This window comes from Paenirhodobacter sp. YD-8 (genome assembly GCF_056590935.1).
Window position 1 is genome coordinate 2,960,801 of record NZ_CM152649.1, and the last position, 26,238, is coordinate 2,987,038.

Consider the following 26,238-nt stretch of genomic DNA (forward strand, 5'->3'; position numbering starts at 1 on the left):
GAACTGACGCCAAAATTGAAACATTCCAGACGAGTTGATTTGTTAGCGCTAACGGTATAGAGCAAGGGCGCCGCCGCCCCACCGCACTCGCCCATCCGAACGGAAGAGACCATGACCCAGACCAGCCCGCCGCTGAACGCCACCATCGCCCGAGTGACCGACCGGGTGCGCGCGCGATCGGAGGGGATGCGGGGCGAGTATATGGCACGGGTGCGCGCCGCGATCGCCGCGGGGCCGGCCCGCACGCATCTGAGCTGCGGCAATCAGGCCCATGCCTATGCCGCCAGCCCGGACAAGGTGCAGCTGGCCGAGGGGCGTGCGCCTAACATCGGCATCGTCACCGCCTATAACGACATGCTGTCCGCGCATCAGCCCTATGAAACCTATCCCGGCCAGATCCGCGCGGCCCTTGCCGCCGTGGGCGCCACGGCGCAGGTCGCGGGCGGTGTGCCCGCGATGTGCGACGGCATCACCCAGGGCCAGCCGGGGATGGAGCTGAGCCTCTTTTCGCGCGACGTGATCGCGCTTGCCGCGGGCGTCGCGCTCAGCCACAACTGCTTCGATGCGGCCCTTTATCTTGGCGTATGCGACAAGATCGTGCCGGGCCTCGTCATCGCTGCAGCCACTTTCGGCCATATCCCCGCCGTCTTCGTGCCCGCCGGGCCGATGACCTCGGGCCTGCCCAATGACGAAAAGTCGAAGATCCGCGCGCAATTCGCTGCGGGCGAGGTCGGGCGCGAGGCGCTGATGGCGGCCGAGATGGCCTCCTATCACGGGCCGGGCACCTGCACCTTCTACGGCACCGCGAACACCAACCAGATGCTGATGGAGGTGATGGGCCTGCATCTGCCGGGCGCGAGCTTCGTCAACCCCGAGACGCCGCTGCGCGACGCGCTCACCACCCAGGCCGCGCGCCGCGCCGCCGAGATCACCGCGCTTGGCAACGACTTCCGCCCGGTGGCCGAGGTGCTCGACGAGCGCGCCTTCGTCAACGGCATCGTCGGGCTGATGGCGACGGGCGGCTCGACCAACCTCGTTCTGCACCTGCCGGCGATGGCGCGCGCGGCAGGGATCGCGCTCGACCTCGAGGATTTCGACGAGATCTCCTCGGCGGTGCCGCTGATGGCCAAGGTCTATCCGAACGGGCTGGCCGACGTGAACCATTTCCACGCCGCGGGCGGGCTGCAATTCCTGATCCGCGAGCTTCTGGGCGCGGGTCTGCTGCATCCCGACGTGAAGACCGTGGCGGGCGACGGGCTTGCCGCCTATACCCGCGAGCCGAAGCTGCAAGACGGCGGCGTCGACTGGGTCGAGGGGCCGAGCGACAGCCTCAATGACCGCATCCTGCGCCCCGCCGCAACGCCGTTCCAGCCGCAGGGCGGGCTCAAGCAGCTGTCCGGCAACCTCGGCCGCGGGGTGATCAAGATCTCGGCCGTCGCGCCCGAATATCACGTGATCGAGGCGCCGGCCCGCGTCTTCGCCGATCAGGAAGAGGTGAAGGCCGCCTTCCGGGCGGGCGAATTCACCACTGACACCATCGTCGTCGTCCGCTTCCAGGGGCCGCAGGCGAACGGCATGCCGGAACTCCATTCGCTCACCCCGACGCTTTCGGTGCTGCAGGGCCGCGGGCTCAAGGTCGCGCTGGTGACCGACGGGCGGATGTCGGGCGCCTCGGGCAAGGTGCCGGCGGCGATCCACGTCAGCCCCGAGGCGGCCTGCGGCGGCCCGCTGGCGAAACTGCGCGACGGCGACATCCTGCGCCTCGATGCGACGGCCGGCACCCTCACCTGCCTCGCCCCCGATTTCGAGGCGCGCACGCCGGTGACGGCGGATCTGACGAAGAACGCTCATGGCCTCGGTCGCGAGCTTTTCGCCGCCTTCCGCCGCAACGTCGGCCCCGCCACCGAGGGCGCCGCCGTCGTGGTCTGAGTTCCTGGCCTCCGGCGGGCGTATTTCTCCAGGGAAATGCCGATTTTCCTGGCCCGAATACTCCCGCCGGAGGCATCCCGCCCCGCCGCCCGCGCGCGGCCACCGAAGGAGAGCGCCGATGACCCCCGCCGAACAATCCGCCGCCGCGCGCAGGATCTGCGCGCTGGCCCCGATCATCCCGGTGATCGTGGTGCAGCAGGTGACCGATGCCGCCCCCCTCGCCCGCGCGCTGGTGGCGGGCGGGCTGCCCGCGCTCGAGGTCACCCTGCGCACGCCCTGCGCGCTCGAGGCGATCCGGGCGATGGCCGATGTCGAGGGCGGCGTCGTCGGGGCCGGCACGCTGCTGACCCCCGCCGACGTCAAGGCCGCCAAGGCCGCCGGCGCGCGCTTCGGCGTGTCGCCCGGGCTGACCGAGCGGCTGGTGAAGGCCTGCGAGGACGAGGGGCTGCCGCTGCTGCCCGGCGCCGTCACCGCATCCGAGGTCATGCGGGCGATGGAATGGGGCTATGACATGCTCAAGTTCTTCCCCGCCGGCACCTCGGGCGGGGCGGCGGCGATCAAGGCGCTTGGCGGGCCGCTGCCGCAGGTGAGCTTCTGCCCGACCGGCGGCGTCAGCCTGGAGAATGCGCCCGACTACCTTGCGCTGAAAAACGTCGCCTGTGCCGGCGGCAGCTGGGTCGCCCCCGACACCAAGGTGCAGGCCGGGGACTGGGCCGGGATCGAGGCGCTGGCGCGCGAGGCGGCGGCACTGCCGCGCTGAGCCGCGCCCTCAGGCGAGCGCGCGTTCGATGATCGCGGCGGCCGCGCCGGTGGTGCGGGCCAGCCGTGCGGCCAGTGCCTCGAGGTCCGCCTCGTCCGCCTCGCGCAACAGGAACGCCCGCCCGCCCTCGCCGATCGCCTCCATGTCGAGCGGCCGGTCGGTGAGCAGCCGCCCCCCCGCCTGCAACCGCCACAGGAAGCGATGGGCCGAGGCCAGCGCCTCGGCGTCGGCCTTGTCGATCAGCCCGGCGCGCGGCCCCGCGCGCAGCTGCGCCTCGACGCGGCGCGCCGGATCGCCTGCACGCAGGGCGAAACTTTGCGCCAGCAGCTCGATGTCCTGCAGCCGGCCGGGGCCGATCTTCGCCTCCCAGTCGCCATCGGGGGCCTTCGCCGCAAAGATCCGCGCCCGCATCTCGGCGAGATCGGGCACCACCCGCGCCTCGCTGCCCTTGGTGCGCAGGACGATGCGCCGCACCGCCTCGATCTCGTCGGCAAGATCCGGCGCGCCCACCAGCGCCCGCGCGCGGGTCAGCGCCAGATGCTCCCAAGTCCAGGCCTCTTCCATCTGATAGGTCTGGAAGCTTTGCAGCGACACCGCCACCGGCCCCTGCTTGCCCGAGGGCCGCAGCCGCATGTCGACCTCGTAAAGCCGCCCTTCGGGCGTCGGCGCGGTCAGCGCGGTGATGAAGGCCTGCGTCAGCCGGGCGAAATAGGTGCGCGCGGGCAAGGGCTTCGGGCCTGACGAGGCATCCTCGCCGCCGGCGTCATAGATCACGATCAGATCGAGGTCCGAGGCCGCGTTCAGCCGCTCGGCGCCGAGCGAGCCCATGCCCAGAACCACCGCGCCGCGGCCCGGCTGCGGCCCGTGCTTGCGCGCGAATTCGGCCACCACCACGGGCCAGAGCGCGGCGACCGCCGTGCCGGCGACATCGGCGTACTGCTTCGCCGCCTCGGCCGCATCCACAAGGCCGCGCAGATGATGCACGCCGACGCGGAAGCGCCATTCCTTCGCCCAGCGGCGCGCCGCATCGAGTGCCTTCTCGTAATCGGGCGCCGCCGCGAGCACCTCCGCCAGCGCCGCGTTCAGCGCCGCGCCGCCGGGCCAGGGGGCGAAGAACGAGCCGCCGATCACCGCGTCCAGAACCCCGGCGTTGCGCGAGAGATAGGCCGCCAGCCCCGGTGCCGTGGCGCAGATGTCGACGATCAGGTCGATCAGCTGCGGGTTCGATTCAAAGAGCGAGAACAGCTGCACCCCGGCCGGCAGCCGCGCAAGGAAGCCGTCGAACTGGCGCAGCGCCTCCTCGGGGTTCGCCGCGCGGGTCATCCGCTTCAGGATCTCGGGCTCGATGCGGCGGAAGATCGCCTGCGCGCGGTCCGAGCGTAGCGCCGGATAGCCGCGCCAGCCCTCGACCAGCGCCTCGGAGGCGGGCGAGAGATCGGGACGGTCCTCGCCTTCCGAGGGCGCGAAGAAGGCGCCGGTCAGGGTCTCGACCCGTTCGAGCCGCGCCCGCAGCCCCGCCTCCCAGGCCGCGGTGTCGGTCTCGCCCATCATCCGCGCGATGCGGTCGAGCCCCTCGGTCGAGGTCGGCAGCAGGTGGGTCTGGGCGTCGTTCACCATCTGCACCCGGTGCTCGACCTCCCGATGCGCGCGGTAGATCCGCGTCAGCTCCTGCGCCACGGTCTCGGGCACCCAGCCCTGGGCCGCCAGCCGCGCCAGACCGCCCACCGTGGTGCGCTCGCGCAGCGAGGGGTCACGCCCGCCGGCGATCAGCTGCCGGGTCTGGGTGAAGAACTCGATCTCGCGGATGCCGCCCTGACCCAGCTTCATGTTGTGGCCGGGGATCGTCAGCGGCCCGTTCAGCCCCTTGTGGTCGCGAATCCGCAGCCGCATGTCATGGGCGTCCTGGATCGCGGCGAAGTCGAGGTGCTTGCGCCAGACGAAGGGGGTGAGCGTCTCGAGAAACCGCGCGCCCGCCGCAAGGTCACCCGCGCAGGGCCGCGCCTTGATATAGGCCGCGCGCTCCCAGGTCCGGCCCTCGGCCTCGTAGTACAGCTCCGCCGCGCCCATCGACAGGCACACCGGCGTCACCGAGGCATCGGGGCGCAGCCGCAGGTCGGTGCGGAAGACATAGCCCTCGGCGGTGTGATCGCTCAGCAGCGCCGCCATCTTCCGCGTCGCCCGCACCAGCGCCGCGCGCGCCTCCATCCGGTCGTCGGGGTCATAGCGGGTCTCGTCGAAGAGGCAGATCAGGTCGATGTCGGAGGAATAGTTCAGCTCCCCCGCCCCCATCTTGCCCATGGCGAGCGCCACCATGCCGGCGGCGGTGGCGATGTCGTCGGGGCCGGCGCCGGGGATCTTGCCGCGGCGGATCTCCTCGGCGACGAAATGCTTCATCGCCAGATCGACGGCGGTATCGGCCAGCTGCGTCAGCGCCCCGGTCACCGTCTCGAGCGGCCAGACCCCCCCGAGATCGGCGAGCGCCGTCAGCAGCGCCAGCCGCCGCTTCGCCCGGCGCAGCTCGCTGCCGAGCGCCTCGCCGGGCTCCGCTGCCACGCGGGCCAGCTCGGCCGCAAGCGCGTCCTCGGGCGCGCCCGCCAGCGCCGGTGCAAGCCAGTCGGCCTCGCGCTCCATCAGCCCTGCCAGATAGGGCGAACAGCCCGCGGTGCCGGAGATCAGCGCGCGCAGCTCGGGCGCGAGATCGGCAAAGCGTGCGGCCAGATCGGCGCCACGGTCGGTGTCATGGGGAATGGGGCAGCGGGTCAGGCGGGATGCAAAGCTCATGGCGGCACACTAGCCCCGCGCCCGCGCCGGTCAATGCCCTTCCCTGTCGCGGCCCCGGGCGTTAGACCCGCGGGGGCACGAACGAAGGAGCGCGAGATGAGCAAATCGCTGAAACGGGTCGAGGCGGCGCTGGCCGCGGCCGGGGCAAAGGCCGAGATCCGCGAGGTGGGGCAAGCCCGCACCGCCGCCGAGGCGGCCGAGGCCGCGGGCTGCACCGTCGACCAGATCGCGAAGTCGATCATCCTCCGCGGCGAGGAAAGCGGCCATGTCGTGCTGTTCCTCACCGCGGGCGGCAACCGGGTCAGCGCCGAGAAGGCGAGCGCCGTCGCCGGTCAGCCGCTCGGCAAGGCCGATGCCGAGCTGATCCGCGCCGAGACCGGCTTTGCCATCGGCGGCGTCTCGCCCGTCGGTCATCTGAAGCCGGTGCGGCTGTTCTGGGACCCGCGTCTGGCCGAGTTCGATCTGATCTGGGCCGCCGCCGGCACGCCGCGCCACATCTTCTCGATCGCACCGGCCGAGCTGTTGCGCATCACCGGCGCCGAGCCCGCCGACTTCACCGAATGAGCAGGCCGACCGGCGGCGGCGGGATGATGTGAAAATCTTTTACATCATCCCTTGATCGGCGGTACGGGGTTCCCCATCTTCCGGAATGTGAAAGGCATTCACATTCCCAACCCGGAGGTTCCCATGTCCGCCTACGCCTACACCGCCGCCCCCGCCCAGCCGGGCTGGATCGCGCGCACGCTGAACTGGCTTGACGAGCGCGGCCCGATCTCGTGGATCGTGGTCATGGTCGGCTCCTTCATCTTCGCCGGCCCTCTCGGGCTGCTCGTGCTCGGCTTCATCCTGATCACCGGCCGTTTCGGCCGCGGCTGCCGGCGCAATGCCGAGCGCTTTGCCGCCTGCGCGCCGCGGATGCATTTCCACGCCAGCCGCCCGACCGGCAACCGCGCCTTCGACGCCTACAAGGCCGACACGCTGGCCCGGCTGGAACGCGAGCAGGATGACTTCGAGGCCTTCCTCACCCGCCTGCGCGAGGCCCGCGACAAGGCCGAGTTCGACCAGTACATGGACGAGCGCGCCCGCGCCGCCGCCGCGATGCCCGAAACCGCCCGCACCGCGGACGATGCCCCCGAGGCGCCCCGCAGCTGATCTCGGGGCGGGCAGAGTGTCGCTTCCCGCCGCCCCGCCTTGAAAAAGGCGGGGCTTCGCAGATCCGCAATGGCATGAAAGGCTTGGCGGCGAGGGGCGATCTTGCTAGCCTGCCCGCAGATTGCCAGGGACCTGATGCCCAGCCCCGCCACCTCAACCCCGCCTCAGCTGTCGACATGCGCCATTCGCTTCCGCTTGCACCGCAGTTCTACGTGACCGCGCCGCAGCCCTGTCCCTATCTGGACGGGCGGTCGGAGCGCAAGCTGTTCACCGCGCTGCAGGGCGAGGGGGCGGAGAAGCTGAACAACGCGCTCTCGCGCCAGGGCTTCCGGCGCTCGCAGAACGTGCTCTACCGCCCGTCCTGTGCCGATTGCACGGCCTGTCTCTCGGCCCGGATCCGGGTCGCCGATTTCGAGCCCACACGCACCCAGCGTCGGGTGCTGAAGCGCAATGCGCATCTGAAGCGCACCGCCACCAGCCCCTGGGCCACCGAGGAGCAGTTCGCCCTCTTCCGCCGCTATCTCGACACGCGCCACGCCGATGGCGGCATGGCCGACATGGACATCTTTGAATTCGCCGCGATGATCGAGGAGACGCCGGTGAAGTCGCGCGTCGTCGAATACCGCGAGACCGCGGCCTCGCCCGGCTCGACCCGCGCACTCGCCGCCGTGTGCCTGACCGACGTGCTCGATGACGGGCTGAGCATGGTCTACAGCTTCTACGACCCGGACCGGCGCGAGGACAGCCTGGGCACCTTCCTGATCCTCGATCATGTCGACATCGCGCGGCGCGCCGGCCTGCCCTATGTCTATCTTGGCTACTGGGTGCCGGGCTCGCGGAAGATGGGCTACAAGGCGAATTTCGGCGCGCTCGAGATCTACAAGGGCGGCCGCTGGCAGGATATCGGCGCGCCCGAAGACCACAGCGGCGAGACCCACCCGCTCTCCGTCGATCCGATTGCCGAGCAGGTCGCGCGCATCCAGCTGCCGGACAGCCGCGGCTGACACTGCGACTCTTGCGCGCAACAGGGGTATTTTTGACATTTTATTGCGCGTTTTGCGAAAAATCTTGTTCCCGGTCTCTGGACTTGGTCACGGCAACCTGACAGGTTCGCGCCGCCGCACGGGGCCTCCCGGCCCTTGCGCAGCGCTGACACACCGAATTTGCACATGAGGATCCAGATGGATCGCCGTTCCTTCCTGACCAAAGCCGCGATCGGCGGCACCATCGGCGGCGCCGCGGCCGGCCTTGCCGCCCCCGCGATCGCGCAGTCGAACCCGAAGATCACCTGGCGGATGACCTCGTCCTTCCCGAAATCGCTCGACACGCTCTACGGCAACACCGAAGCGCTCGGCAAACGCATCGCCGAGGCGACCGACGGCAATTTCGAGATCCAGTCCTTTGCCGCGGGCGAGCTCGTCGGCGGGTTGCAGGCGGCGGACGCCGTGCAGGCGGGCACCGTCGAGATGGCGCATACGGTGGGCTATTACTACTGGGGCAAGGACCCGTCCTGGGCGCTCGGCTCGGCCGTGCCCTTCGGCCTGTCGGCGCGCGGCATGAACGCCTGGCACTATTTCGGCGGCGGCATCGAGCTTTACAACGAGTTCCTCGCCAAGCAGAACCTGATCGGCTTCCCGGGCGGCAACACCGGCGTCCAGATGGGCGGCTGGTTCCGCAAGGAAATCAACACGCTCGAGGACATGAAGGGCCTCAAGATGCGGATCGGCGGCTTCGCCGGCCAGGTCATGGCGAAGCTCGGCGTCGTGCCGCAGCAGATCGCCGGCGGCGACATCTATGCCGCGCTCGAGAAGGGCACCATCGACGCCACCGAATTCGTCGGCCCCTATGACGACGAGAAGCTCGGCTTCGTGAAGGTCGCGCCCTACTACTACTACCCCGGCTGGTGGGAAGGCGGCCCGACCGTCCACTTCATGATCAACCTCGACAAGTGGAACGAGCTGCCGAAGAACTATCAGTCGCTGCTGCGCTCGATGGCGCAGAGCGTCGATGCGAACATGCTGCAGCAGTATGACTACCTGAACCCGACGGCGCTGAAGAAGCTGATCGCGGAAGGCACGCAGCTGCGCCCGTTCTCGGCCGAGATCCTCGAGGCCTGCTTCAACACCGCCAACGAGACCTATGCCGAGCTCGAGGCCTCGAACCCCGACTTCGCCAAGCTCTGGGGCTCGATCAAGGGCTTCCGTGCCGAGCATTACCTCTGGGCGCAGGTGGCGGAATACAATTACGACACTTTCATGATGATCCAGCAGCGCAACGGCAAGCTCTGATCGCTGAGAAATGCAGCATCTGCCGGCACTTGCGGCAGATGCCCCGACAAAACCACCGCCCCGGTGCCGGCCTTCGCCGCGCCGGGGCGGTCTCGTTCCGGGGGCGCGAAACTTTCTTGCGGATTTCACGCTGCGCGCGCATCGCCGGGCTGGACAGCCTCCCGCGGTCAAGTAAAGTGACCACCGCAAGCCCTTCCGGAGAGGAGCCGGAAACGGACCGAAGGGCGGAACGGATACCTGGGAGGAGTTTCATGGATCGTCGTTCATTTCTGACCAAGGCCGCGGTTGGCGGCACCATCGGCGGCGCGGCCGCCACCCTTGCCGCCCCCGCTCTCGCGCAGTCGATGCCGAAGGTGACCTGGCGGCTGACCTCGTCCTTCCCGAAATCGCTCGACACCATCTATGGCGGCGCCGAAGTGCTGTCGCAGATGCTCTCGGAAGCGACCGACGGCAATTTCCAGCTCCAGGTCTTCGCCGCGGGCGAGATCGTCGGCGGGCTGCAGGCAGCCGATGCCGCCGCCGCGGGCACGGTCGAGGCCTGTCACACCGTCGCCTATTACTACTGGGGCAAGGATCCGACCTGGGCGCTGGCCGCGGACGTGCCCTTCGCGCTCAACGCGCGCGGCATGAACGCCTGGCAGTATCACGGCGGCGGCATCGATCTCTACAACGAGTTCATGGCTCTGCAGGGTCTCTACGCGCTGCCCGGCGGCAACACCGGCGCCCAGATGGGCGGCTGGTTCCGCAAGGAAATCAACACTGTCGCCGACATGAAGGGGCTCAAGATGCGCGTCGGCGGCTTCGCCGGCAAGGTGATGGAGCGCCTTGGCGTGGTGCCGCAGCAGATCGCCGGCGGCGACATCTATCCGGCGCTGGAAAAGGGCACGATCGACGGCACCGAATGGGTCGGCCCCTATGACGACGAGAAGCTCGGCTTCTACAAGGTCGCGCCCTATTACTACTATCCCGGGTGGTGGGAAGGTGGCCCGACCGTCCACTTCATGTTCAACAAGGCTGCCTACGAGGGCCTGCCGAAGGTCTATCAGTCGCTGCTGCACACGGCCGCCCGGGCGACCGATGCCGACATGCTGCAGAAATACGACTGGAAGAACCCGAAGGCGCTGAAATCGCTGATCGCGAATGGCGCGCAGCTGCGGCCGTTCTCGCAGGAGATCCTCTCGGCCTGCTTCGACGCGGCAAACGAGGTCTATGCCGAGATGGAAGCCTCGAACCCGATGTTCAAGAAGATCTGGGGCTCAATCAAGGACTTCCGCGCCGAGCATTACCTCTGGGCGCAGGTGGCGGACTACAACTACGACACCTTCATGATGATCCAGCAGCGCGCCGGCAAGCTCTGAGCGCGGGCAGAAAATGGAAAGGCCCCCGGCGTACTGCCCGGGGGCCTTTTGCGTTGCAGGTCGCCGGCTCAGGGCCAGGGATAGCCCGCAACCGGCCAGCCCTCCTGCGTGCAGGCCGCGACCACCTCGCGGCGCAGCGCCACGACATCGGCCACCGGCGCGGCACGCAGCACCGCCACCTCCTCGGGGGTGAAGGGCGCCGCATCGGCCGCCTTCGAGGCGCCGGCATAGCTCTCCATCACATAGTTCATCACCGCCGCGATCTCGCCATCCGAGAGCGAGGAATTCACCACACCGGGCACGTGCATCAGGTAGGTGCGCCCCGGTTCCGAGCGCGCGAAGGAGCCGACATAGCCACGGAAATCGGGGATGCCGGCCTGCTCGCTGCCCGCGCCGTCCATGCCGTGGCAGCCGGTGCAGCGCAGCATGTAGTTGGTGCGCGCGTTATAGCCCTCGGCCCCCGCCTGCCCGGCGGCAAGGCACAGGATCAGTGCCGCAAGCGTCCGTCTCACATCCCGCCTCCCCGCATCTCCATCAGCGCCTTGTGGCCGGGCGCCGCGGCGCGCGCGGCGGCGATCTCGTCCACCGTCACCTGCATCCCGGTGCCGGCGATGGCGCCCAGCACATAGCTTGCCACCGCCGCCAGCTCCGCGTCGCTCAGGTCGCGCTGGCTTGGCATGACGAGGCCGTAATAGCCCACCCCCTGCGACATCAGCGTGCCCGAGAAGCCCGAGATCAGCACCCCCGAGAGGAAGGCGGGCGCCCGCTCGCCCAGCCGGTCCCACAGCGGCGGATCGGCAAGCGGCGGCGCGAGCCCCGGGGTGCCGACGCCATTCGCGCCATGGCAGGCGGTGCAGACATCGGCAAAGACCGCCGCCCCGTCGGCCGCAACCGCCGGGGTCAGCGGAGCGAGGGCCAGTGCGGCCCCCGCGATCGTCGCCCGCAGGATCATTCGGCGATCCCCACCAGCACCGCGACCGTGCAGTGATAGCCCTGGCTCGCGTTCGCCATGCACCAGTTGATGTCGTTGTGCAGCCCCATGCGATAGCCGGGGCGCTCGCCCTGGTTCGAGTTGCAGAACGGCGCGTTGTCGCATTCCGCCCGGCCGCAGCAGTCGTTGTAGCTGACCAGGTAGTCCTTGCCGTCGGCCGGATTGCGGCAGGTGCCGACCCAGCTGACCTTCGACACCTCAGACCCCGGCGGGCATTGCGTCAGCGTGCCGCCGCAGCTGTTGCACAGGTTGCCGTCAAGCGCGCAATAGCGCCAGTAATCGCAGCTGTATTCGTCGCCATCCGGGGCCGCGGCGAGGGCCATGCCGCCCGCCCCGCCGAAGGTGCGGTCGAAGGGCAGCACCGGCATCACCGCCGCGCCCACCAGACCGAGCCCGGCCCTGGCGAGGAAGCTGCGCCGCCCGGTGGTGGAGGCCACACCGCGCACCGAGGCCTCGGTCATGCGGTCCATCCAGTCGGTGATCTTGTCGAAAATGCTCATGGTCTCTCCTCAGGCGGTGATTGCGGGGCGGTCGAGCCAGGACTGGATCGAGTCGACCCCCATCTCGTGGGCGTTGAACAGGCTGTCGAGCTGCTCGCGCGAGTTGATCAGCCCCTTCGAGCGGATCGTCCCGTCGGGCGCGATCAGCACCGCGAAGGGCAGGCGCGAGACGCGATAGGCAAGGCCGAGCTCGGTCGAGTTGACGAAGGGGAAGGCCGCCAGATCGGCGGTGCCGATGAAGCGGGTGAGCTTCGCCTCGTCGCCGTCCGAGGCCAGCACGATGTCCAGCCAGCCGGCCTCGCCGCTGCGCGCCGATTTCAGGATCGGCAGCAGCTTCTTGCACACCGGGCACGTGGGCGAGAGGAAGAAGACGAGCGTCGCGCGCCCCTCGCGCGGGCCGATGGTGACCGGATCGGCCGAGGTCAGCGAGGGCAGCGTGAAGCGCGGCGAGGCCGCACCGATCTGCGGCCCCGAGTCGTTCACCAGCGCCCCCATCGGGGCGATCCGCTCGAACAGCACGCCCACCTGCCGGGCAAGCGCGAAGACGGCCACGGTCAGCGCGATCACCATCGCGAAGAGCACGGCCACGAGAAAGGTCAGGGCAGTCATTGCAGGGTTCCTTGTTCGCGCCGCACCAGATAGGCGGCGTTCGAGAGAAGCTGGTCGGCCATCAGATAGCCGGCGAAGGCGATCAGCCCCGCAGCAATCGCCGCGGCGGCTTCGGCAAGCCCGAGGGGGGCGGCGGGGGCAAGCGCGCCCGCGATCAGCAGGAGCGCCAGCACCGCGTTGCGGGCGAGCAGCGCCGGGGTCACCGGCTGCACCGCGCCGCCGCAGCCGCATTCGATGTGGCGCCGGCCGCGCGCGACGTTCACCGCCATGGCGACGCCATAGCCGAGCAGCAGCCCCGCCCCGAGCACCAGCCCGAAGGCCCGCGCACCGGGGATCAGCATCGCTGCGACGACCAGCCCCTCGGCCAGCAGCAGCGCCGCCGAGGCAAGGCGCACCAGCCCCTCGGGCAGCAGCCGATAATCCTGCACGAAGCCGGTGAAGGCGGTGAAATCCCACGCCTTGTGCAGCGCGGCCCGGGCGAAGAGGAACGCCGCGAAGGCCGCGACCGCCGCCGAGGCCAGCGCCCCGATCCCGGCGCCGCTCATTCGACCACCGAAAGCTGCATGGCAAAGCCCGCAAGCCCCGCCTCGCCCGCCTTGGTCAGCTTGAAATCGTCGCCCACGGTGAACTTGAAGAGCTTGCCCTCTTCCGAGGTGCCGAAGACGAGCGGCGTCTCGCCCGGGGTGACGGCAAGCGAGGTCAGCCCCTCGGCCTCGGAACGCGCGAGCACCTTGCCACTGGCCAGCTCGATCGCCCAGACTTCCTTCGAGGCCGCCTTGTGGCTGCCGTCCGTGGCGCCCGGATGCATCGACAGGAAGAGCACGCCCTTGGCCGGGTTCGCCCCCAGCAGCTCGTAGCCGCCCGGTGCCCAGCCGCCCTCGACGCCGGCGACGAGATCGGTTTCCGACACCTTCTCGATCGCCGCGCCGCTGTCCTTCAGCCCGATCAGCTTGCCCGAATAGGTGACGAAATAGAGCATGTCGCCCACCTGCGCCCCCTCGATGAAGATCGGGTCCTTCTCGGGGTCGAAGACCGGCTTGCTCACCGTCTTCTCGGCGGTCGCGCCATCGGCCGACAGCGCATAGGTGGCAAAGGTGCCGTCACCGCAGATCGTCGAGAAGGACGCGCCCGCGGGCGCGGCGAAGATCGCCCAGCAACCGGGCGTCGGGATCTCCTGCGTCACCGCGCCCGCGGCCGGATCGACCACGGTGATCGACGAGGCGGGGGTGGCATTCTGCACCAGCACGAATTTCTTGTCGGCGGTCTGGCGCAGCAGCGGCGTATAGCCCAGCGCCATCGCGGCCTTCGGCGGCAGCACCACCTCGGGTCCGACCTTGGCCGTGGTCACGTCATAGGAGGTCAGCACCATCTCGTTCGGACCATAGGTGATCCGCTTCGGGAAGGAGGATTGCGCGAAAGCGCTCTTGCCATCGGCCGAGATCAGCATCTGGTGCATCGAGCCCGTCGGCAGCAGCGCCTTCAGCGCCAGCGTCGCCTGATCGAAGACGGCGATCGAGCCCGCGCCGATCCATTGCTGCTGCGACACGAAGACATTCGCGCCGGGGTCGATGGTCTCCTTCGCGGTCACCACCTCGGGCACGAAATCCTCGGCATGAAGCGCGGGCGCAAGGCTCAGCGCCAGCGGCAGGGCCAGCACAAGGGGCCGCAGGCGGCGGCGGGCTTGGGTCGTTTCGGTCACGGTTTCTCTCCTTCCATGAAGGTCCCGTGATCAGGCTAGCGGCGGCCGCATTTCCCCCGCTATCCACCGGCGACGGCCATTTCCGCTGAAAATCCGGGCGATTCGGAAACACCGGACGGCGCCGCGACTCGGGTCGCGGTCGCGAATCGCGCAGGGCCCCGAGGGATGCGCCCAAATTCCGGGCGGCGCCGGTTTCGCCCCTGCGCCCGGGGGTGCGACATCTTTACACAGCCTCGCCCCGGCCCGGCGATGGAGAGGTCCCCATCCGTTCAGCCCCCGGTGCCCCTTGGAGCCGATTCCCGCCAGCCGCAGCGTGCAGACCTTCCGCGACAGCGCCGAGCAGGAGCGCGGTCTGGCCGGCTGGTCGCAGCGCTATGTGCAAAGCGAGCCCGGCGCCTATCGCGGCGCAATCGACCGGCTCTCCCTGCCCGGGCTGACAATCTCGCGCGAACGGCTCGAGATCGGCGTCGAGCAGAGCACGGCACCGCCCGAGGGCAAGGTGATCTTCGTGCAGGCGCTGGCCGCCCCCGCGCCCTGGCGCTTCAACGCCGAGTCCTGCGCGGGCGGGCTCACCGGCTTCATCCGCGGCGGCGAGGAGCATCTGGCGGAACTGCCGGCCGGCACCGAGATCCTGATGGTCGAGGCCGATGCCGAGGCCTTCGCCGCCGATCAGGGCGTGCCCGCGGCGCGACTGGCACTGGATGCGGCCTTCCTCGCCCTGCCCGAGGCCGCCGAGATGCGCGCGCTGGCCGAATGGTTCGTGATGCTGCTCGACGCGCCCGGGGCGGTCTCGGCGCTGATCCCCGAGCTTGCCTTCTACAACCTCGGCAAGCTGTGGCACCGCGCGCGCTTCGGCGCGGCCTTCCATGGCGGTGCGGCGCGGCGCGACTACCGGCTGTTCCGCCGTGCCGAGGCGCTGTTGCGCCGGGGCGAGCTGGAAACCCCCTCGGTGACGGTGCTCGCGCGCGAGCTGGGCGTGCCGGTCGCCGAGCTGCGCCGCGCCTTCGCGCAAAGCGTGGGCATCGGCCCGGTGGACTGGCTGCGCCGGCAACGCTTCGACGGGGCGCGGCGCGACCTTCGGGCGGCCTCCGACGACACCACTGTCACCGAGGTCGCGATGAAATGGGGCTTCGTGCATCTGGGCCGGTTCTCGACGGGCTATGCCGCGCAATTCGGCGAGCCGCCCTCGGCCACGCTGCGCGCCGCCCGCGCGCGCTAGCCCGCAGCGGCGCGGAAGGCGCCGGGGCTGAGCCCGGTCCATTTGCGAAAGGCGCGGTGGAAGGCGCCGGGCTCGCTATAGCCCAGCTCGGCCGCGATCGCGGCAATGGGGCGGTCGCTGTCGCGCAACAGCCGCTGCGCCGCGACGGCGCGCACCTCGTCGCGGATCGCGGCAAAGCCCTGCCCCTCGGCCTTCAGGTGCCGGCGCAGCGTCGCGGGCGACAGGCCGAAGCGCGCCGCCACCTCCTCGACCCCCGGCCATTGCCCGGGCGGCGCGGCGCGCAGCTCGGCCCGCAGCCGCCCCGCGAGCCCCGCATCGTGGCGATAGCGCACCAGAAGATTTGCCGGCGCCCCGCGCAGGAACACCTTCAGCGCACGTTCCGAGCGGATCACCGGCAGCGCAAGGTAAGCCGCATCAAAGCTCAACCGGCTCGCCTTGCGGTCGAAATGCACCGGCGCGCCGAAGAACAGCCGGTAATCGACCCGATGCGCCGGCGCCGGACAGGCGAATTCCACCTGCCGCAGCGGGATGCGCCGCCCGATCAGCCAGCAGGCAAGGCCGAGCAGGATCAGCCAATAGGTGCGATAGGCGAAGGCGCTGCGCGGCGCGGTGGAGGACAGCACCACCTCGGCCTCGGCGCCCTGCACCACCAGCCGCCCCTGCGGCTCGTCGAGCACCACGTTCAGGAAGCGCAGCGCCCGGCGCAGCGCATGGCCGAGCGTGCCGGTGTGCAGCGCCGCCTGACACATCAGCGCGAAGCTGCCCGGCCGCATCGGCCGCGCACCAAGGCCGAAGAACTCGTCGCGCGCGGCCTCGGCCATGGCGAGCCAGAGCGCCCCGAACTCGGCCCCGGTGATCGGATCTGCCACCACCGCGGGCAGCCCGACCTTGCGCAGCAGGGGCGCCGCCTCGATCCCCTGCGCGGCCAGACAGGCGAGCGCATCCTCGACAAAGCCGGGCGCGATCATCCGCCGTTCCATCGCCTCCTCCCCTCCCCGTCGCCCATGGCATTTCCGATCACGCAATGTGATCTGCAATGTCATTGTCTGCAACCCTTGCACCGCGCGATCCTGTCCCCGGCTCGGTGCGCTGCGGCGCCCGGGCCACGAGAGGGAGGAGACAATGCAGATCGAGGATCGGGTGTTCCTGATCACCGGCGCGGGCTCGGGGCTCGGCGCCGCGGTGGCGCAGATGGTGGTTTCTGGCGGCGGGAGGGCCGTCCTGCTCGATGTCAACGCCGAGGCGGGGGCAGCGAGCGCAGCGGAGCTGGGCGATGCCGCGCGGTTCCAGCGCACCGACGTGACGAGCGAGGCCGAGGGGAAGGCGGCTCTTGCAGCGGCACGCGACGCCTTCGGGCGGGTCGATGCGCTGGTGAACTGTGCCGGCATCGCCCCGGGCGAGAAGATCCTCGGCCGCGAGGGCCCGCATGCACTGGAAAGTTTCGAGCGCGCGATCCGGGTGAACCTGATCGGCACCTTCAACATGATGCGTCTGGCCGCCGCCGCGATGGCCCAGAACCCGGCGGGCGAGGATGGCGAGCGCGGGGTGATCGTCAACACCGCCTCGATCGCGGCCTTCGACGGGCAGATCGGTCAGGCGGCCTATGCCGCCTCGAAGGGCGGCGTCGCGGCGCTGACCCTGCCGGCGGCACGCGAGCTTGCCCGCAGCGGCATCCGTGTCGTCACCATCGCACCGGGCATCTTCCGCACGCCGATGATGGCCGGGCTGCCCGAGGAGGTGCAGGCAAGCCTTGGCGCCTCGGTCCCCTTCCCGGCGCGGCTTGGCCAGCCCGCGGAATATGCGGCGCTGGTGCGCCACATCTGCGAGAACCGGATGCTGAATGGCGAGGTGATCCGCCTTGATGGCGCGCTGCGGATGGCCCCGAAATGAGCGGCGCGGATCCGATCGTGATCGTCGGCGCCGCGCGCACGCCGATGGGCGGGTTCCAGGGCGATCTGGCCGGCGCGACGGCGGCAGAGCTGGGCGCGGCGGCGATTGCCGCGGCGCTGGCCGGGGCGGGGCTTGCCCCCGAGACGGTCGAGGAGGTGGTGATGGGCTGCGTCCTGCCCGCGGGCCAGGGCCAGGCCCCGGCGCGGCAGGCGGGCCTTGGCGCCGGGCTGCCGCTTGGCGCGGGCGCAACCACGGTGAACAAGATGTGCGGCTCGGGGATGAAGGCCGCGATGCTCGCCCATGACCAGATCGTCGCGGGCGGGGCGGAGATCATCGTCGCGGGCGGCATGGAGAGCATGTCGAACGCCCCCTATCTGCTGCCGAAGGCGCGCACCGGGCTGCGCATGGGCCATGGCGCTGTCCTTGACCACATGTTTCTCGACGGGCTCGAGGACGCCTATGACCGCGGCAGACTGATGGGCACCTTCGCCGAGGAGTGCGCCGAGGCCTATCAGTTCAGCCGCGAGGCGCAGGACGCCTTCGCGCTCGCCTCGCTGGCCCGGGCGCAGGCGGCGATCCGCGAGGGCCGCTTCGCGGACGAGATCGCCCCGGTCACGGTGAGACAGGGCCGGACCGAGGCGCAGATCGACACCGACGAACAGCCCGGCAAGGCGCGGCCCGACAAGATCGCCGGGCTGAAGCCCGCCTTCCGTGCAGGCGGCACGGTGACCGCGGCGAACAGCTCGTCGATTTCCGACGGGGCGGCGGCGCTGGTGCTGATGCGCGCCTCCGAGGCCGAGCGGCGCGGCCTGCGTCCGCGCGCGCGCATCGTCGGGCAGACCACCTACGCCGACCGGCCGAACCTGTTCCCGACCGCTCCGATCGGCGCGATGCGCAAGCTGGCACAGAAGACCGGCTGGGACCTGCGCGATGTCGACCTCTTCGAGGTGAACGAGGCCTTCGCCGTCGTCGCCATGGCGGCGATGCGCGATCTCGACCTGCCGCATGACAAGGTCAACGTGCATGGCGGGGCCTGCGCCCTTGGCCACCCGATCGGCGCCTCGGGGGCGCGGGTGCTGGTGACGCTGCTCGCCGCGCTCGAAACCTACGGGCTTGCCCGCGGCGTCGCCTCGCTGTGCATCGGCGGCGGCGAGGCAACGGCGATGGCGATCGAGCGCCTGTCCTGACGCCGCAGCGCGGCATGGGCTTGAAAATCCGCGCCGGAACGGCAATCTGGGAAGGACTGCCCGACCGGAGGAGCCATGGCCTTGCCCGCACGCGCGCAACTGACGTACTGGGGGATTGCCGCGGTGATCTTCTTCGCCGCGCTGTGGTGGCTGGGCGCGGTGATCCTGCCCTTCCTCGTGGGCGGTGCCATCGCCTATTTCCTCGACCCGGTCGCCGACCGGCTGGAGCGGTTGGGCCTGTCGCGGGCGCTTGCCACCGCCACCATCGCGCTGATTGCCACCCTCGTCTTCGTGGTGATCGGCCTTGCCGTCATCCCGATGCTGGTGCGCCAGCTCAGCCAGCTGGTCGCCACCGCGCCCGAGATGGCGCTGCATCTGCAGGAATTCCTCACCGCCCGTTTCCCCTCGATGATGGAGCCGGGCTCGGTGGTGAACGAGACGCTGCTGTCGCTCGGCGAGGCGGTGAAGGCGCGCGGCGGCGAGCTTGCACAGACCGTGCTCAGCTCGGCGATGAGCGTGGTGAACTTCGTCGTCTTCATCGTCGTGGTGCCGGTCGTCGCCTTCTACATGCTGCTCGACTGGGACCGGATGGTCGCCAAGGTGGACGGCTGGCTGCCGCGCGACCATGCCGGGCAGGTCCGCGCCATCGCGCGCCAGATCGACAAGGTGCTCTCGGGCTTCGTGCGCGGGCAGGTCTCGGTCTGCCTGATCCTCGGCAGCTTCTATGCCATCGCGCTGATGCTCGCGGGGCTGAACTTCGGCCTGATCGCCGGAGCGATCGCCGGCGGGCTGACCTTCATTCCCTATGTCGGCGCGGTGATCGGCGGCGTTCTGTCGATCGGGCTCGCGCTTTACCAGTTCTGGGGCGACTGGATGTCGATCGGCATCGTCGCCGGGATCTTCGTCGCCGGCCAGTTCCTCGAAGGCAACGTCATCACCCCGCGCCTCGTCGGCTCGTCGGTCGGGCTGCACCCGCTGTGGCTGATCTTCGCGCTCTCGGCCTTCGGCACGATCTTCGGCTTCGTCGGCATGCTGGTCGCAGTGCCGGTCGCCGCGGTGATCGGGGTGCTTGCCCGTTTCGCGCTTGACCGGTATCTGGAGGGCCGGCTCTACCGGGGGCTCGAGGCGCTGCAGGACCAGCCCGCGACCCTCGCCGACGAAACGGAAGGCGCCTGAGATGATCCGCCAGCTGATCCTCGACCTGCCCGTGCGCTCTGCACGGGGCCGCGACGATTTCTTCGTCGCCCCCGCGAACGCGCTCGCGCTCGCCACGCTTGATGCGCCCGAAAGCTGGCCCTCGGGGCGGATGCTGCTGATCGGGCCCGAGGGCGCGGGCAAGTCGCATCTCGCGGCGATCTGGGCCGAGGCCCAGGGCGGCGCACCAATCGTCGCCGCCGCCACCCTGACCGACGAGGCGGCCCCTGCCCTTGTGCGCGCCGGCGCCTGCGTCGTCGAGGATGCGCAGCGCGTGGCCGCGAGCCCCGCCGCGCAGGCCGCGCTCTTTCACCTGCACAACCTGATGCAGGCCGAGGGCGGGCGGCTGCTGCTGACCGCCGCCGCGCCGCCGCGCGACTGGGGCCTGACGCTCGCCGACCTTGCCAGCCGGATGGAGGCCACGGCCTCGGTCCGGATCACGCCGCCCGACGATGCGCTTCTGTCCGCGGTGCTGGTCAAGCTTTTCGCCGACCGCCAGACCAAGGTGCCGCACAGCCTGATCCCCTGGCTCGTCACCCGCATGGACCGCTCGCTCGGCACCGCGCGGCGGCTCGTCGCGGCCCTTGACGCCCGCGCCGTCGCCGAGGGCCGACCGGTCACCCGGACGATGGCCGCCGAGGTTCTGGACAGTCTCGGCTGAGACGCGCAAACTGTCACCGAGCCATTACATTTCAGATCCATAAGCGCTCCATGACCCAGGCAGATTTCCTCAAGACCCCGTTCCCCGCCGCTGTCGAGCTCCCGCCCGAGGAGGTCGCCGGCCCGCGTCGTTTCTTCAATCGCGAGCTGAGCTGGCTGGCCTTCAACTGGCGCGTTCTGGAAGAGGCCGCGAATCCGCGGGTGCCGCTGCTCGAACGGCTGCGCTTCCTGTCGATCTCGGCCACCAACCTCGACGAGTTCTACACCGTGCGCGTCGCCGGGCTGATGGAACTGGTGCGCGAGGGCAACGTCATCCCCTCGGACGACGGGCTGACGCCCTCCGAACAGCTGGCGCTGATCAACGCCGACGCGCGCCGCCTGATGGAAACTCAGCAGACCACCTGGAACGCGCTGCGCCGCGGCATGGAGGCCGCGGGCATCCACATCCTCAGCCGCGGCAAGCTGACCAAGGAGGACCGCGACTTCCTCGCGGAACACTTCCTGGCCAAGGTCTTCCCGGTGCTCTCGCCGCTCGCCATCGACCCGGCGCACCCCTTCCCCTTCATCCCGAACACCGGCTTCTGCCTGGCGCTGGAACTGGAACGGCAGACCGACAAGCGCCGGCTGCAGGCGCTGCTGCCGATCCCGCAGCAGATCGACCGTTTCGTGCGGCTGCCGGGCGAGGCGCGCTTCCTGCCGCTCGAAGAGCTGCTGATGCTGCATCTCGGCTCGCTCTTCCCGGGCTATACCGACACCGGCTCCTGCGCCTTCCGCGTGCTGCGCGACAGCGACCTCGAGGTCGAGGACGAGGCCGAGGATCTGGTGCGCGAGTTCGAGACCGCGCTGAAGCGACGCCGCCGCGGCCAGGTGATCCGGCTGAAGATCACCTCGGGCGCGCCCGAAAGCCTGCGCTCGCTGATCATGGACGAGCTGCACGTCGACCGCGACGAGGTGGTCGAGGTCAAGGGCCTCTTGGGCGTCGCCGACCTCAAGGAACTGGTGCTGTCGTCGCGTCCCGATCTGCTCTGGCCGCCCTTCACCCCGCGCGTGCCCGAGCGCGTGCAGGATCACGACGGCGACATGTTCGCCGCGATCCAGCAGAAGGACATGCTGCTGCACCACCCCTACGAGACCTTCGACATGGTCATCCGTTTCCTGCAGCAGGCGGCGAACGACCCGAACGTGCTCGCGATCAAGCAGACGCTCTACCGCACCTCGAAGGACAGCCCGATCGTCGACGCGCTGTGCGAGGCGGCCGAGAACGGCAAGTCGGTGATGGCACTCGTGGAGCTGAAGGCGCGTTTCGACGAGGCCGCGAACATTCGCCAGTCGCGGCGGCTCGAACGCTCGGGCGCGCATGTCGTCTACGGCTTCATGCACCTGAAAACGCATGCGAAAATCTCGACCGTGGTGCGGCGCGAGGGCGACCGGCTGGTGACCTACACCCATTTCGGCACCGGCAACTATCACCCGATCACCGCAAAGATCTACACCGACCTGAGCCTCTTCACCTGCGATCCGGCGCTTGGCCGCGATGCGACGAAGGTGTTCAACTATCTGTCCGGCTATGTGCAGCCCGAGGGGCTCGAGAATCTCGCGATCTCGCCGATCTCGCTCAAGCCGCGGCTGCTCGAGCTGATCCGCGCCGAGGGCGAACACGCAAAGGCCGGCCGCCCGGCCGAGATCTGGGCGAAGATGAACAGCCTGATCGACCCCGAGGTGATCGACGCGCTCTATACCGCCAGCGCGGCCGGGGTGAAGATCTCGCTCGTCATCCGCGGCATCTGCGGCGTGCGGCCGGGGATCAAGGGGCTGAGCGAGAACATCCGGGTGAAGTCGATCGTCGGGCGCTTCCTCGAGCATTCGCGGATCGTCTGCTTCGGCAACGGCCACGGCCTGCCCTCGAAGAAGGCACGGGTGTTCTTCTCCTCGGCCGACTGGATGGGGCGCAACCTCAACCGCCGCGTGGAAACGCTGGTCGAGGCGAAGAACGACACGGTGAAGGCGCAGATCCTCAGCCAGATCATGGCCGCGAACATGGCCGACGAGGCGCAAAGCTGGATCCTGCAGCCCGACGGCCGCTTCATCCGCCACCTGCCCGAGGGTCAGGACCTGTTCTCCTGCCACCGCTTCTTCATGGAGAACCCCTCGCTCTCCGGGCGTGGATCGGCGGGGGCGAAAGACGTGCCCGAGCTTGCCCACAGCACCGACTAGGCGCTAGTTTGGACCGGCGCGCACAGGCGCGTCTCACGGCAGGACGAAAGATGATCGGAAAGACCGAAGCCCCGCGCCAGGCACTGGCCGACGACTGGGATGCATTCGGCAAGCCGTTGTTCGACGACCCCTCCGCCCGCGCGCTCTCTCGCGTGGGCGTCGTGGATGTCGGTTCGAACTCGGTTCGGATGGTGGTGTTCGACGGCGCGGCGCGCAGCCCGGCCTATTTCTACAACGAGAAGGTCATGGCGGGCCTCGGTCAGGGGCTGGCCGAGACCGGCCGGCTGAACCCCGTGGGGCGCGAGCGCGCCTTCGCCGCACTCAAGCGGTTTGCGCTGCTGGCGAAGGGCATGGACATCGGCCCGCTGACCTGCGTCGCCACCGCCGCGGTGCGCGATGCCGAGGACGGGCCCGAGTTCCAGCGCCTTGTCGAGGCCGAGACGGGGCTGCATCTGCATGTCATCGACGGCGCCGAGGAGGCGCGTCTTTCCGCGCAGGGCGTGCTGCTGGGCTGGCCCGAGGCGCAGGGGCTGATCTGCGACATCGGCGGCAACTCGATGGAGCTCGCTGAAGTGGGCGACGGCCGGGTCGGCCGCCGCGCCACCTCGCAGCTCGGCCCGTTCCGGCTGCAGCAGGTGAAGGGCGGCCGCAAGGAACTCGTCGCGCATATCCGCGCCGCCGTCGCCGAGCTGGCGACGGCCGTCGGCACCGACCACGACCGGATCTATCTGGTCGGCGGCTCGTGGCGCGCCATTGCCCGGCTCGACATGGAGCGGCGCAACTATCCGCTTCTGGTGCTGCACGAATACCGGATGGAGCCCGAAAACCTGCTGAAGACGCTCGAGTGGATCGAGAAGAGCGATCTTGCGACGCTGCGCGCGCGCACCGGCACCTCGCAGGCGCGCATGGATCTCGTGCCGCTGGCGGCCCTCGTGCTGCGCGAGCTGATCGAGACCTTCCAGCCGAAGGAGATCGATACCTCCTCCTACGGCATCCGCGAGGGGCTGCTGTACGAGCAGATGCCCGAGCGCCTGCGCAAGCGTGACCCGTTGGTCGAGGCCTGCCGCTATTCGGAAAAGGTGATGGCGCGGATGCCCGGTTTCGGGAAGAAGCTGCACAGCTTCATCGCGCCGCTGTTCGGCCCGGTGCCGCCCGAGATCTTCCGCCTGCACCGCGCTGCCTGCCTGCTGCACGACACCACCTGGCGCACCCATCCCGACTATCGCGCCGAGGCGTGCTTCGACAACGTCACCCGCGCGAACCTTGCCGCGCTCAGCCACCCCGAGCGCGTCTTTGTCGGGCTGGCGCTGCTGCACCGCTACAAGAACTCGCGCGCGGGCTCGCGCTTCGAGCCGCTCTTCGCGCTGCTCACCCCCGAGCAGATCCAGGAGGCCGAGGTGCTGGGCAAGGCGATGCGCTTTGCCGCGATGTTCACCATCGAGGACCCGGCCGAGGTCGGCTCGCTCGACTACAAGCCGAAGAAGAACGCGCTCGAGCTGAAGCTGACGAAGCGCGGGGCGGGGCTGTTCGGCGAGGTCGTCGAGGCGCGCTTCGGCGCGCTGGCGGCAGCGATGAAGGCGACGCCCGTGGTGCTGCGCCCCGAAGGCTGAGCGGGCCGGAAACGGCGCGGGGCAGATCACAGGTCGATCTGCGGCCCCTCCGGCACGGCGGGGGCATCCGTGCCGGGCGCCTCGTCTTTCCCCTCCGGCAGCGGCGGGGGCGGCGGCGCGGCGGGCTTGCGGCGGATCACGATGTCGCCGTTCGGCAGCCGCTCGGGCGGTTCGTAATTCTTCATGTCATCGACCAGCGTCATCAGCCGCTCGAGCTCGGGGCCAAGCTTGCGCGCCGCCTCCTCGATGCCGGAAGTCATCTCGTCGACCTGCGGCCCGATCTCCTCGATCAGCCCGCGCAGGAACATCCGTGCACCCTGCTCGATCAGGCCGGGCGCCTCCTCCTCGGCCGCCGGAGGCGCGGCCTCGGGCACGGCGGGGGCCTCCTCGGCCAGCGCCGGGGTCAGGGACAGGCTGCCCAGAAGGGCGATGAGGGCGATCCGCTTCATGCCCCCGATATGGGGGCTCAGATCGGAATGTCCACCGTCACCGGGAAATGATCCGAGGCCTGCAGCAAGGCTTCGCGCAGCTCGGGCGTGCGATAGCAGACCGGGTCGTCGAACGGGTGCCAGATCCGCCAGGCCGGATCGTCGACGCACAGGTCGGGCGAGAGCAGCACGTAATCCAGCATCGCCGAGAAATACTGATGCGCCTCGGGCAGCCAGAACCGGGCCGAGGCGGGCTGGGCGGCCAGCGAATGGCTGTGCCGCAGCCGCGCATGCGGATCGCGCATCCGCCGCTCGGGCGGGCTGCCCTCGCCCACCGCGATCTCGAGCCCCGAACGGCCGAAGAGCTGCTCGTATTCGTCAAGCCCCGGCCCGTCGTTGAAATCGCCCAGAACGATCAGGCTGTCGCCCGCGTCGAGATGAGCGTCGATGCGCCGGCGCAGCCAGATGCACTGCGCCAGCTGCTTGCGCCGGTTCTCGATCGCGATCCGCACCTCGGACGTTGCGTCGATCTCGCCATGCGGCGCCTTCGACTTGATGTGCACTCCGATCAGCCGCACCGTCTTGCCCGCCCTGGTGGTCAGCGCCACCTCGAGCGGCGGCTTCGAGAAGGTCACGGTGTCGAGCGTGTCGTCGATGTCGAGGTCGATCTTCAGGCTGCGGTCGAAGCGCGGACAGTCCTCGGTGCCCTCCTGCGGATCGAAGACGGCGCTCACCGCATCGGGGTCGTAAAGCAGCGCGATCTGCTGCTGTGTCTCGTTCGAGAAGCCGATCAGCGCGCGGCGCTGGCGCAGATTGAAATAGGCGGCGAAGCTTTCCAGCATCGGCACCGTCTTGCGCCGGGAATTGTCGTCGGGCGCCTCGACGATCAGCACCGCATCGGCATTGATCGCGGTGAAGACGATGCCAAGCCCGCCAAGTTGCTGCGCCCGCGTCACGTTGTAGCGCGACGACCACTGATCGTCGTCGAGCAACCGGCCGCGTCGGTCGAAGAGATTGGTGAACCACTCGACGTTATAGGTGGCGATCCGCATCCCTGCCCCTTGCCTGCAGATCTTCCCAGGCGCGGTTCAGCGCCACCACCCGCGCCTCGGCCAGCCGCACCGCCTCCTCGGGCAGGCCGCGCGCGATGGCCCGGTCGGGATGGGCCTCGCGCACCAGATCACGCCAGCGCGCCCGCACCTCGGGCAGCGGCGTGCCGGGCGGCAGTTCGAGCACGGTCCAGGGGTCGGGCTCGGCATCGGGCACGAAAGCGGCGCGCAGCGCGGCAAAGCAGCAGTCCTCGAGCCCGAAGATCCGCGCCACCTCCTGCAGGAAGGCATCCTCGCCCTCGTGATAGCTGCCGTCGGCCATGGCGATGGCGAACAGCCCCTCGAGCAGGTCCTTCAGCACCGGATTGCCCGGCCCGAACATCGCCGCGATCTTGCGCGCATAGGCGTCGAAGCCCGCGACATCGGTGCGCGCCATGTCGAAGACCCGCGCCGCGTTCGCCTCTTCGCCTGGCGGGATCTGGAAGATGCGCCGGAACACCGCCACCTCGTCGCGCGTCACCTGCCCGTCGGCCTTCGCCATCTTCGCGCCAAGCGCGATCACCGCGATGGTGAAGGCGACCGAGCGCTCGGGCGGGCTGCGCAGCTGATCGAAGACAGACGACAGCCCCTCGCCCCGCGCAAGGGCGCCGACCGCCGTTGCGATGCGGCCCCAGAGGGAAAGCGGCTTGTCCATGGCCCGATCCTACCCGTTCCGCCGCA

The 26,238-nt window shown here is 69.8% G+C and carries 25 protein-coding genes; 14 read left to right on the plus strand and 11 right to left on the minus strand.

The window, feature by feature from the left end; translation table 11 throughout:
• The first annotated feature begins 111 nt into the window (after positions 1-111).
• Positions 112-1,929 (plus strand): phosphogluconate dehydratase, encoded by a 1,818-nt coding sequence (edd, locus tag AC0QTQ_RS14360; RefSeq protein WP_480257130.1) that lies wholly within the window; start codon positions 112-114, stop codon positions 1,927-1,929.
• A 118-nt stretch (positions 1,930-2,047) separates the two neighbouring features.
• Complete coding sequence (eda, locus tag AC0QTQ_RS14365; protein WP_480257131.1) at positions 2,048-2,689, plus strand: bifunctional 4-hydroxy-2-oxoglutarate aldolase/2-dehydro-3-deoxy-phosphogluconate aldolase; 642 nt, start codon at positions 2,048-2,050, stop codon at positions 2,687-2,689.
• Positions 2,690-2,698: 9 nt separating this feature from the next.
• Here eda and AC0QTQ_RS14370 read toward each other — a convergent pair whose 3' ends face one another.
• Entirely contained in the window at positions 2,699-5,470 is a 2,772-nt protein-coding gene (locus tag AC0QTQ_RS14370; RefSeq protein ID WP_480257132.1) for a [protein-PII] uridylyltransferase family protein, read from the minus strand.
• Between the two features lie 96 nt (positions 5,471-5,566).
• Here AC0QTQ_RS14370 and AC0QTQ_RS14375 point away from each other — a divergent pair, with 96 nt between their 5' ends.
• The 5 genes from AC0QTQ_RS14375 (at position 5,567) to AC0QTQ_RS14395 (ending at position 10,268) form a co-directional block, all read left to right on the plus strand.
• Complete coding sequence (locus tag AC0QTQ_RS14375) at positions 5,567-6,034, plus strand: YbaK/EbsC family protein (protein WP_480257133.1); 468 nt, start codon at positions 5,567-5,569, stop codon at positions 6,032-6,034.
• A gap of 123 nt (positions 6,035-6,157) precedes the next feature.
• A complete protein-coding gene (locus AC0QTQ_RS14380) occupies positions 6,158-6,622 on the plus strand; it encodes a DUF2852 domain-containing protein (protein WP_480257134.1) in 465 nt (154 codons plus the stop codon).
• 176 nt (positions 6,623-6,798) lie between these two features.
• The gene (locus AC0QTQ_RS14385; RefSeq protein WP_480257135.1) at positions 6,799-7,626 is read left to right on the plus strand and encodes an arginyltransferase; all 828 of its coding nucleotides are present in this window, start codon (positions 6,799-6,801) and stop codon (positions 7,624-7,626) included.
• A gap of 177 nt (positions 7,627-7,803) precedes the next feature.
• Entirely contained in the window at positions 7,804-8,910 is a 1,107-nt protein-coding gene (locus AC0QTQ_RS14390; RefSeq protein ID WP_480257136.1) for a TRAP transporter substrate-binding protein, read from the plus strand.
• A gap of 251 nt (positions 8,911-9,161) precedes the next feature.
• On the plus strand, positions 9,162-10,268 hold the full coding sequence (locus AC0QTQ_RS14395; protein ID WP_480257137.1) for a TRAP transporter substrate-binding protein: 1,107 nt from the start codon (positions 9,162-9,164) through the stop codon (positions 10,266-10,268).
• Positions 10,269-10,336: 68 nt separating this feature from the next.
• Here the strand turns inward: AC0QTQ_RS14395 and AC0QTQ_RS14400 are convergent, their stop codons facing one another.
• Genes AC0QTQ_RS14400 through AC0QTQ_RS14425 form a run of 6 tightly spaced genes read right to left on the minus strand, consistent with a single transcriptional unit; the run spans position 10,337 to position 14,067 of the window.
• Positions 10,337-10,780: a hypothetical protein gene (locus AC0QTQ_RS14400; protein ID WP_480257138.1), complete on the minus strand. Its 444-nt coding sequence runs from the start codon at positions 10,778-10,780 to the stop codon at positions 10,337-10,339.
• On the minus strand, positions 10,777-11,220 hold the full coding sequence (locus tag AC0QTQ_RS14405; protein ID WP_480257139.1) for a c-type cytochrome: 444 nt from the start codon (positions 11,218-11,220) through the stop codon (positions 10,777-10,779). Before AC0QTQ_RS14405 ends, AC0QTQ_RS14400 begins: the two co-directional genes overlap by 4 nt.
• Positions 11,217-11,759 (minus strand): methylamine dehydrogenase light chain, encoded by a 543-nt coding sequence (locus AC0QTQ_RS14410; RefSeq protein WP_480257140.1) that lies wholly within the window; start codon positions 11,757-11,759, stop codon positions 11,217-11,219. The genes AC0QTQ_RS14405 and AC0QTQ_RS14410 overlap by 4 nt, the downstream gene beginning before the upstream one ends.
• Positions 11,760-11,768: 9 nt before the next feature.
• Entirely contained in the window at positions 11,769-12,368 is a 600-nt protein-coding gene (locus AC0QTQ_RS14415; RefSeq protein WP_128149430.1) for a thioredoxin-like domain-containing protein, read from the minus strand.
• Positions 12,365-12,913 (minus strand): MauE/DoxX family redox-associated membrane protein, encoded by a 549-nt coding sequence (locus AC0QTQ_RS14420; protein ID WP_480257141.1) that lies wholly within the window; start codon positions 12,911-12,913, stop codon positions 12,365-12,367. Before AC0QTQ_RS14420 ends, AC0QTQ_RS14415 begins: the two co-directional genes overlap by 4 nt.
• The gene (locus AC0QTQ_RS14425; RefSeq protein ID WP_480257142.1) at positions 12,910-14,067 is read right to left on the minus strand and encodes an amine dehydrogenase large subunit; all 1,158 of its coding nucleotides are present in this window, start codon (positions 14,065-14,067) and stop codon (positions 12,910-12,912) included. Before AC0QTQ_RS14425 ends, AC0QTQ_RS14420 begins: the two co-directional genes overlap by 4 nt.
• Before the next feature lie 286 nt (positions 14,068-14,353).
• On the opposite strand from AC0QTQ_RS14425, the gene AC0QTQ_RS14430 reads away from it, so the two are divergent.
• Entirely contained in the window at positions 14,354-15,286 is a 933-nt protein-coding gene (locus AC0QTQ_RS14430; RefSeq protein WP_480257143.1) for a helix-turn-helix domain-containing protein, read from the plus strand.
• Here the strand turns inward: AC0QTQ_RS14430 and AC0QTQ_RS14435 are convergent.
• On the minus strand, positions 15,283-16,266 hold the full coding sequence (locus AC0QTQ_RS14435; RefSeq protein ID WP_480257144.1) for an AraC family transcriptional regulator: 984 nt from the start codon (positions 16,264-16,266) through the stop codon (positions 15,283-15,285). The two genes, AC0QTQ_RS14430 and AC0QTQ_RS14435, sit on opposite strands and share 4 nt — an antisense overlap.
• Before the next feature lie 142 nt (positions 16,267-16,408).
• Here AC0QTQ_RS14435 and AC0QTQ_RS14440 point away from each other — a divergent pair, with 142 nt between their 5' ends.
• The 6 genes from AC0QTQ_RS14440 (at position 16,409) to AC0QTQ_RS14465 (ending at position 24,041) form a co-directional block, all read left to right on the plus strand.
• On the plus strand, positions 16,409-17,176 hold the full coding sequence (locus AC0QTQ_RS14440; protein WP_121532900.1) for an SDR family NAD(P)-dependent oxidoreductase: 768 nt from the start codon (positions 16,409-16,411) through the stop codon (positions 17,174-17,176).
• Complete coding sequence (locus AC0QTQ_RS14445; protein WP_480257145.1) at positions 17,173-18,363, plus strand: acetyl-CoA C-acyltransferase; 1,191 nt, start codon at positions 17,173-17,175, stop codon at positions 18,361-18,363. The genes AC0QTQ_RS14440 and AC0QTQ_RS14445 overlap by 4 nt, the downstream gene beginning before the upstream one ends.
• A gap of 75 nt (positions 18,364-18,438) precedes the next feature.
• Positions 18,439-19,539, plus strand: a complete 1,101-nt coding sequence (locus AC0QTQ_RS14450) for an AI-2E family transporter (RefSeq protein ID WP_480257146.1) — start codon at positions 18,439-18,441, stop codon at positions 19,537-19,539.
• Between the two features lies 1 nt (position 19,540).
• Positions 19,541-20,218, plus strand: coding sequence for a P-loop NTPase family protein (locus AC0QTQ_RS14455; protein ID WP_480257147.1), 678 nt, complete (start codon positions 19,541-19,543; stop codon positions 20,216-20,218).
• Between the two features lie 50 nt (positions 20,219-20,268).
• Positions 20,269-22,431, plus strand: coding sequence for an RNA degradosome polyphosphate kinase (locus tag AC0QTQ_RS14460; RefSeq protein WP_480257148.1), 2,163 nt, complete (start codon positions 20,269-20,271; stop codon positions 22,429-22,431).
• A gap of 50 nt (positions 22,432-22,481) precedes the next feature.
• Entirely contained in the window at positions 22,482-24,041 is a 1,560-nt protein-coding gene (locus AC0QTQ_RS14465) for a Ppx/GppA family phosphatase (RefSeq protein WP_480257149.1), read from the plus strand.
• 26 nt (positions 24,042-24,067) lie between these two features.
• On the opposite strand, the gene AC0QTQ_RS14470 is transcribed toward AC0QTQ_RS14465, so the two are convergent.
• The 3 genes from AC0QTQ_RS14470 to AC0QTQ_RS14480 are packed head-to-tail and all read right to left on the minus strand — an operon-like array spanning position 24,068 to position 26,212.
• A complete protein-coding gene (locus AC0QTQ_RS14470; RefSeq protein ID WP_480257150.1) occupies positions 24,068-24,490 on the minus strand; it encodes an AAA+ family ATPase in 423 nt (140 codons plus the stop codon).
• A 17-nt stretch (positions 24,491-24,507) separates the two neighbouring features.
• Positions 24,508-25,521 (minus strand): endonuclease/exonuclease/phosphatase family protein, encoded by a 1,014-nt coding sequence (locus AC0QTQ_RS14475; RefSeq protein ID WP_480257151.1) that lies wholly within the window; start codon positions 25,519-25,521, stop codon positions 24,508-24,510.
• The gene (locus tag AC0QTQ_RS14480) at positions 25,502-26,212 is read right to left on the minus strand and encodes a TerB family tellurite resistance protein (RefSeq protein ID WP_480257152.1); all 711 of its coding nucleotides are present in this window, start codon (positions 26,210-26,212) and stop codon (positions 25,502-25,504) included. Before AC0QTQ_RS14480 ends, AC0QTQ_RS14475 begins: the two co-directional genes overlap by 20 nt.
• Positions 26,213-26,238 lie beyond the last annotated feature (26 nt).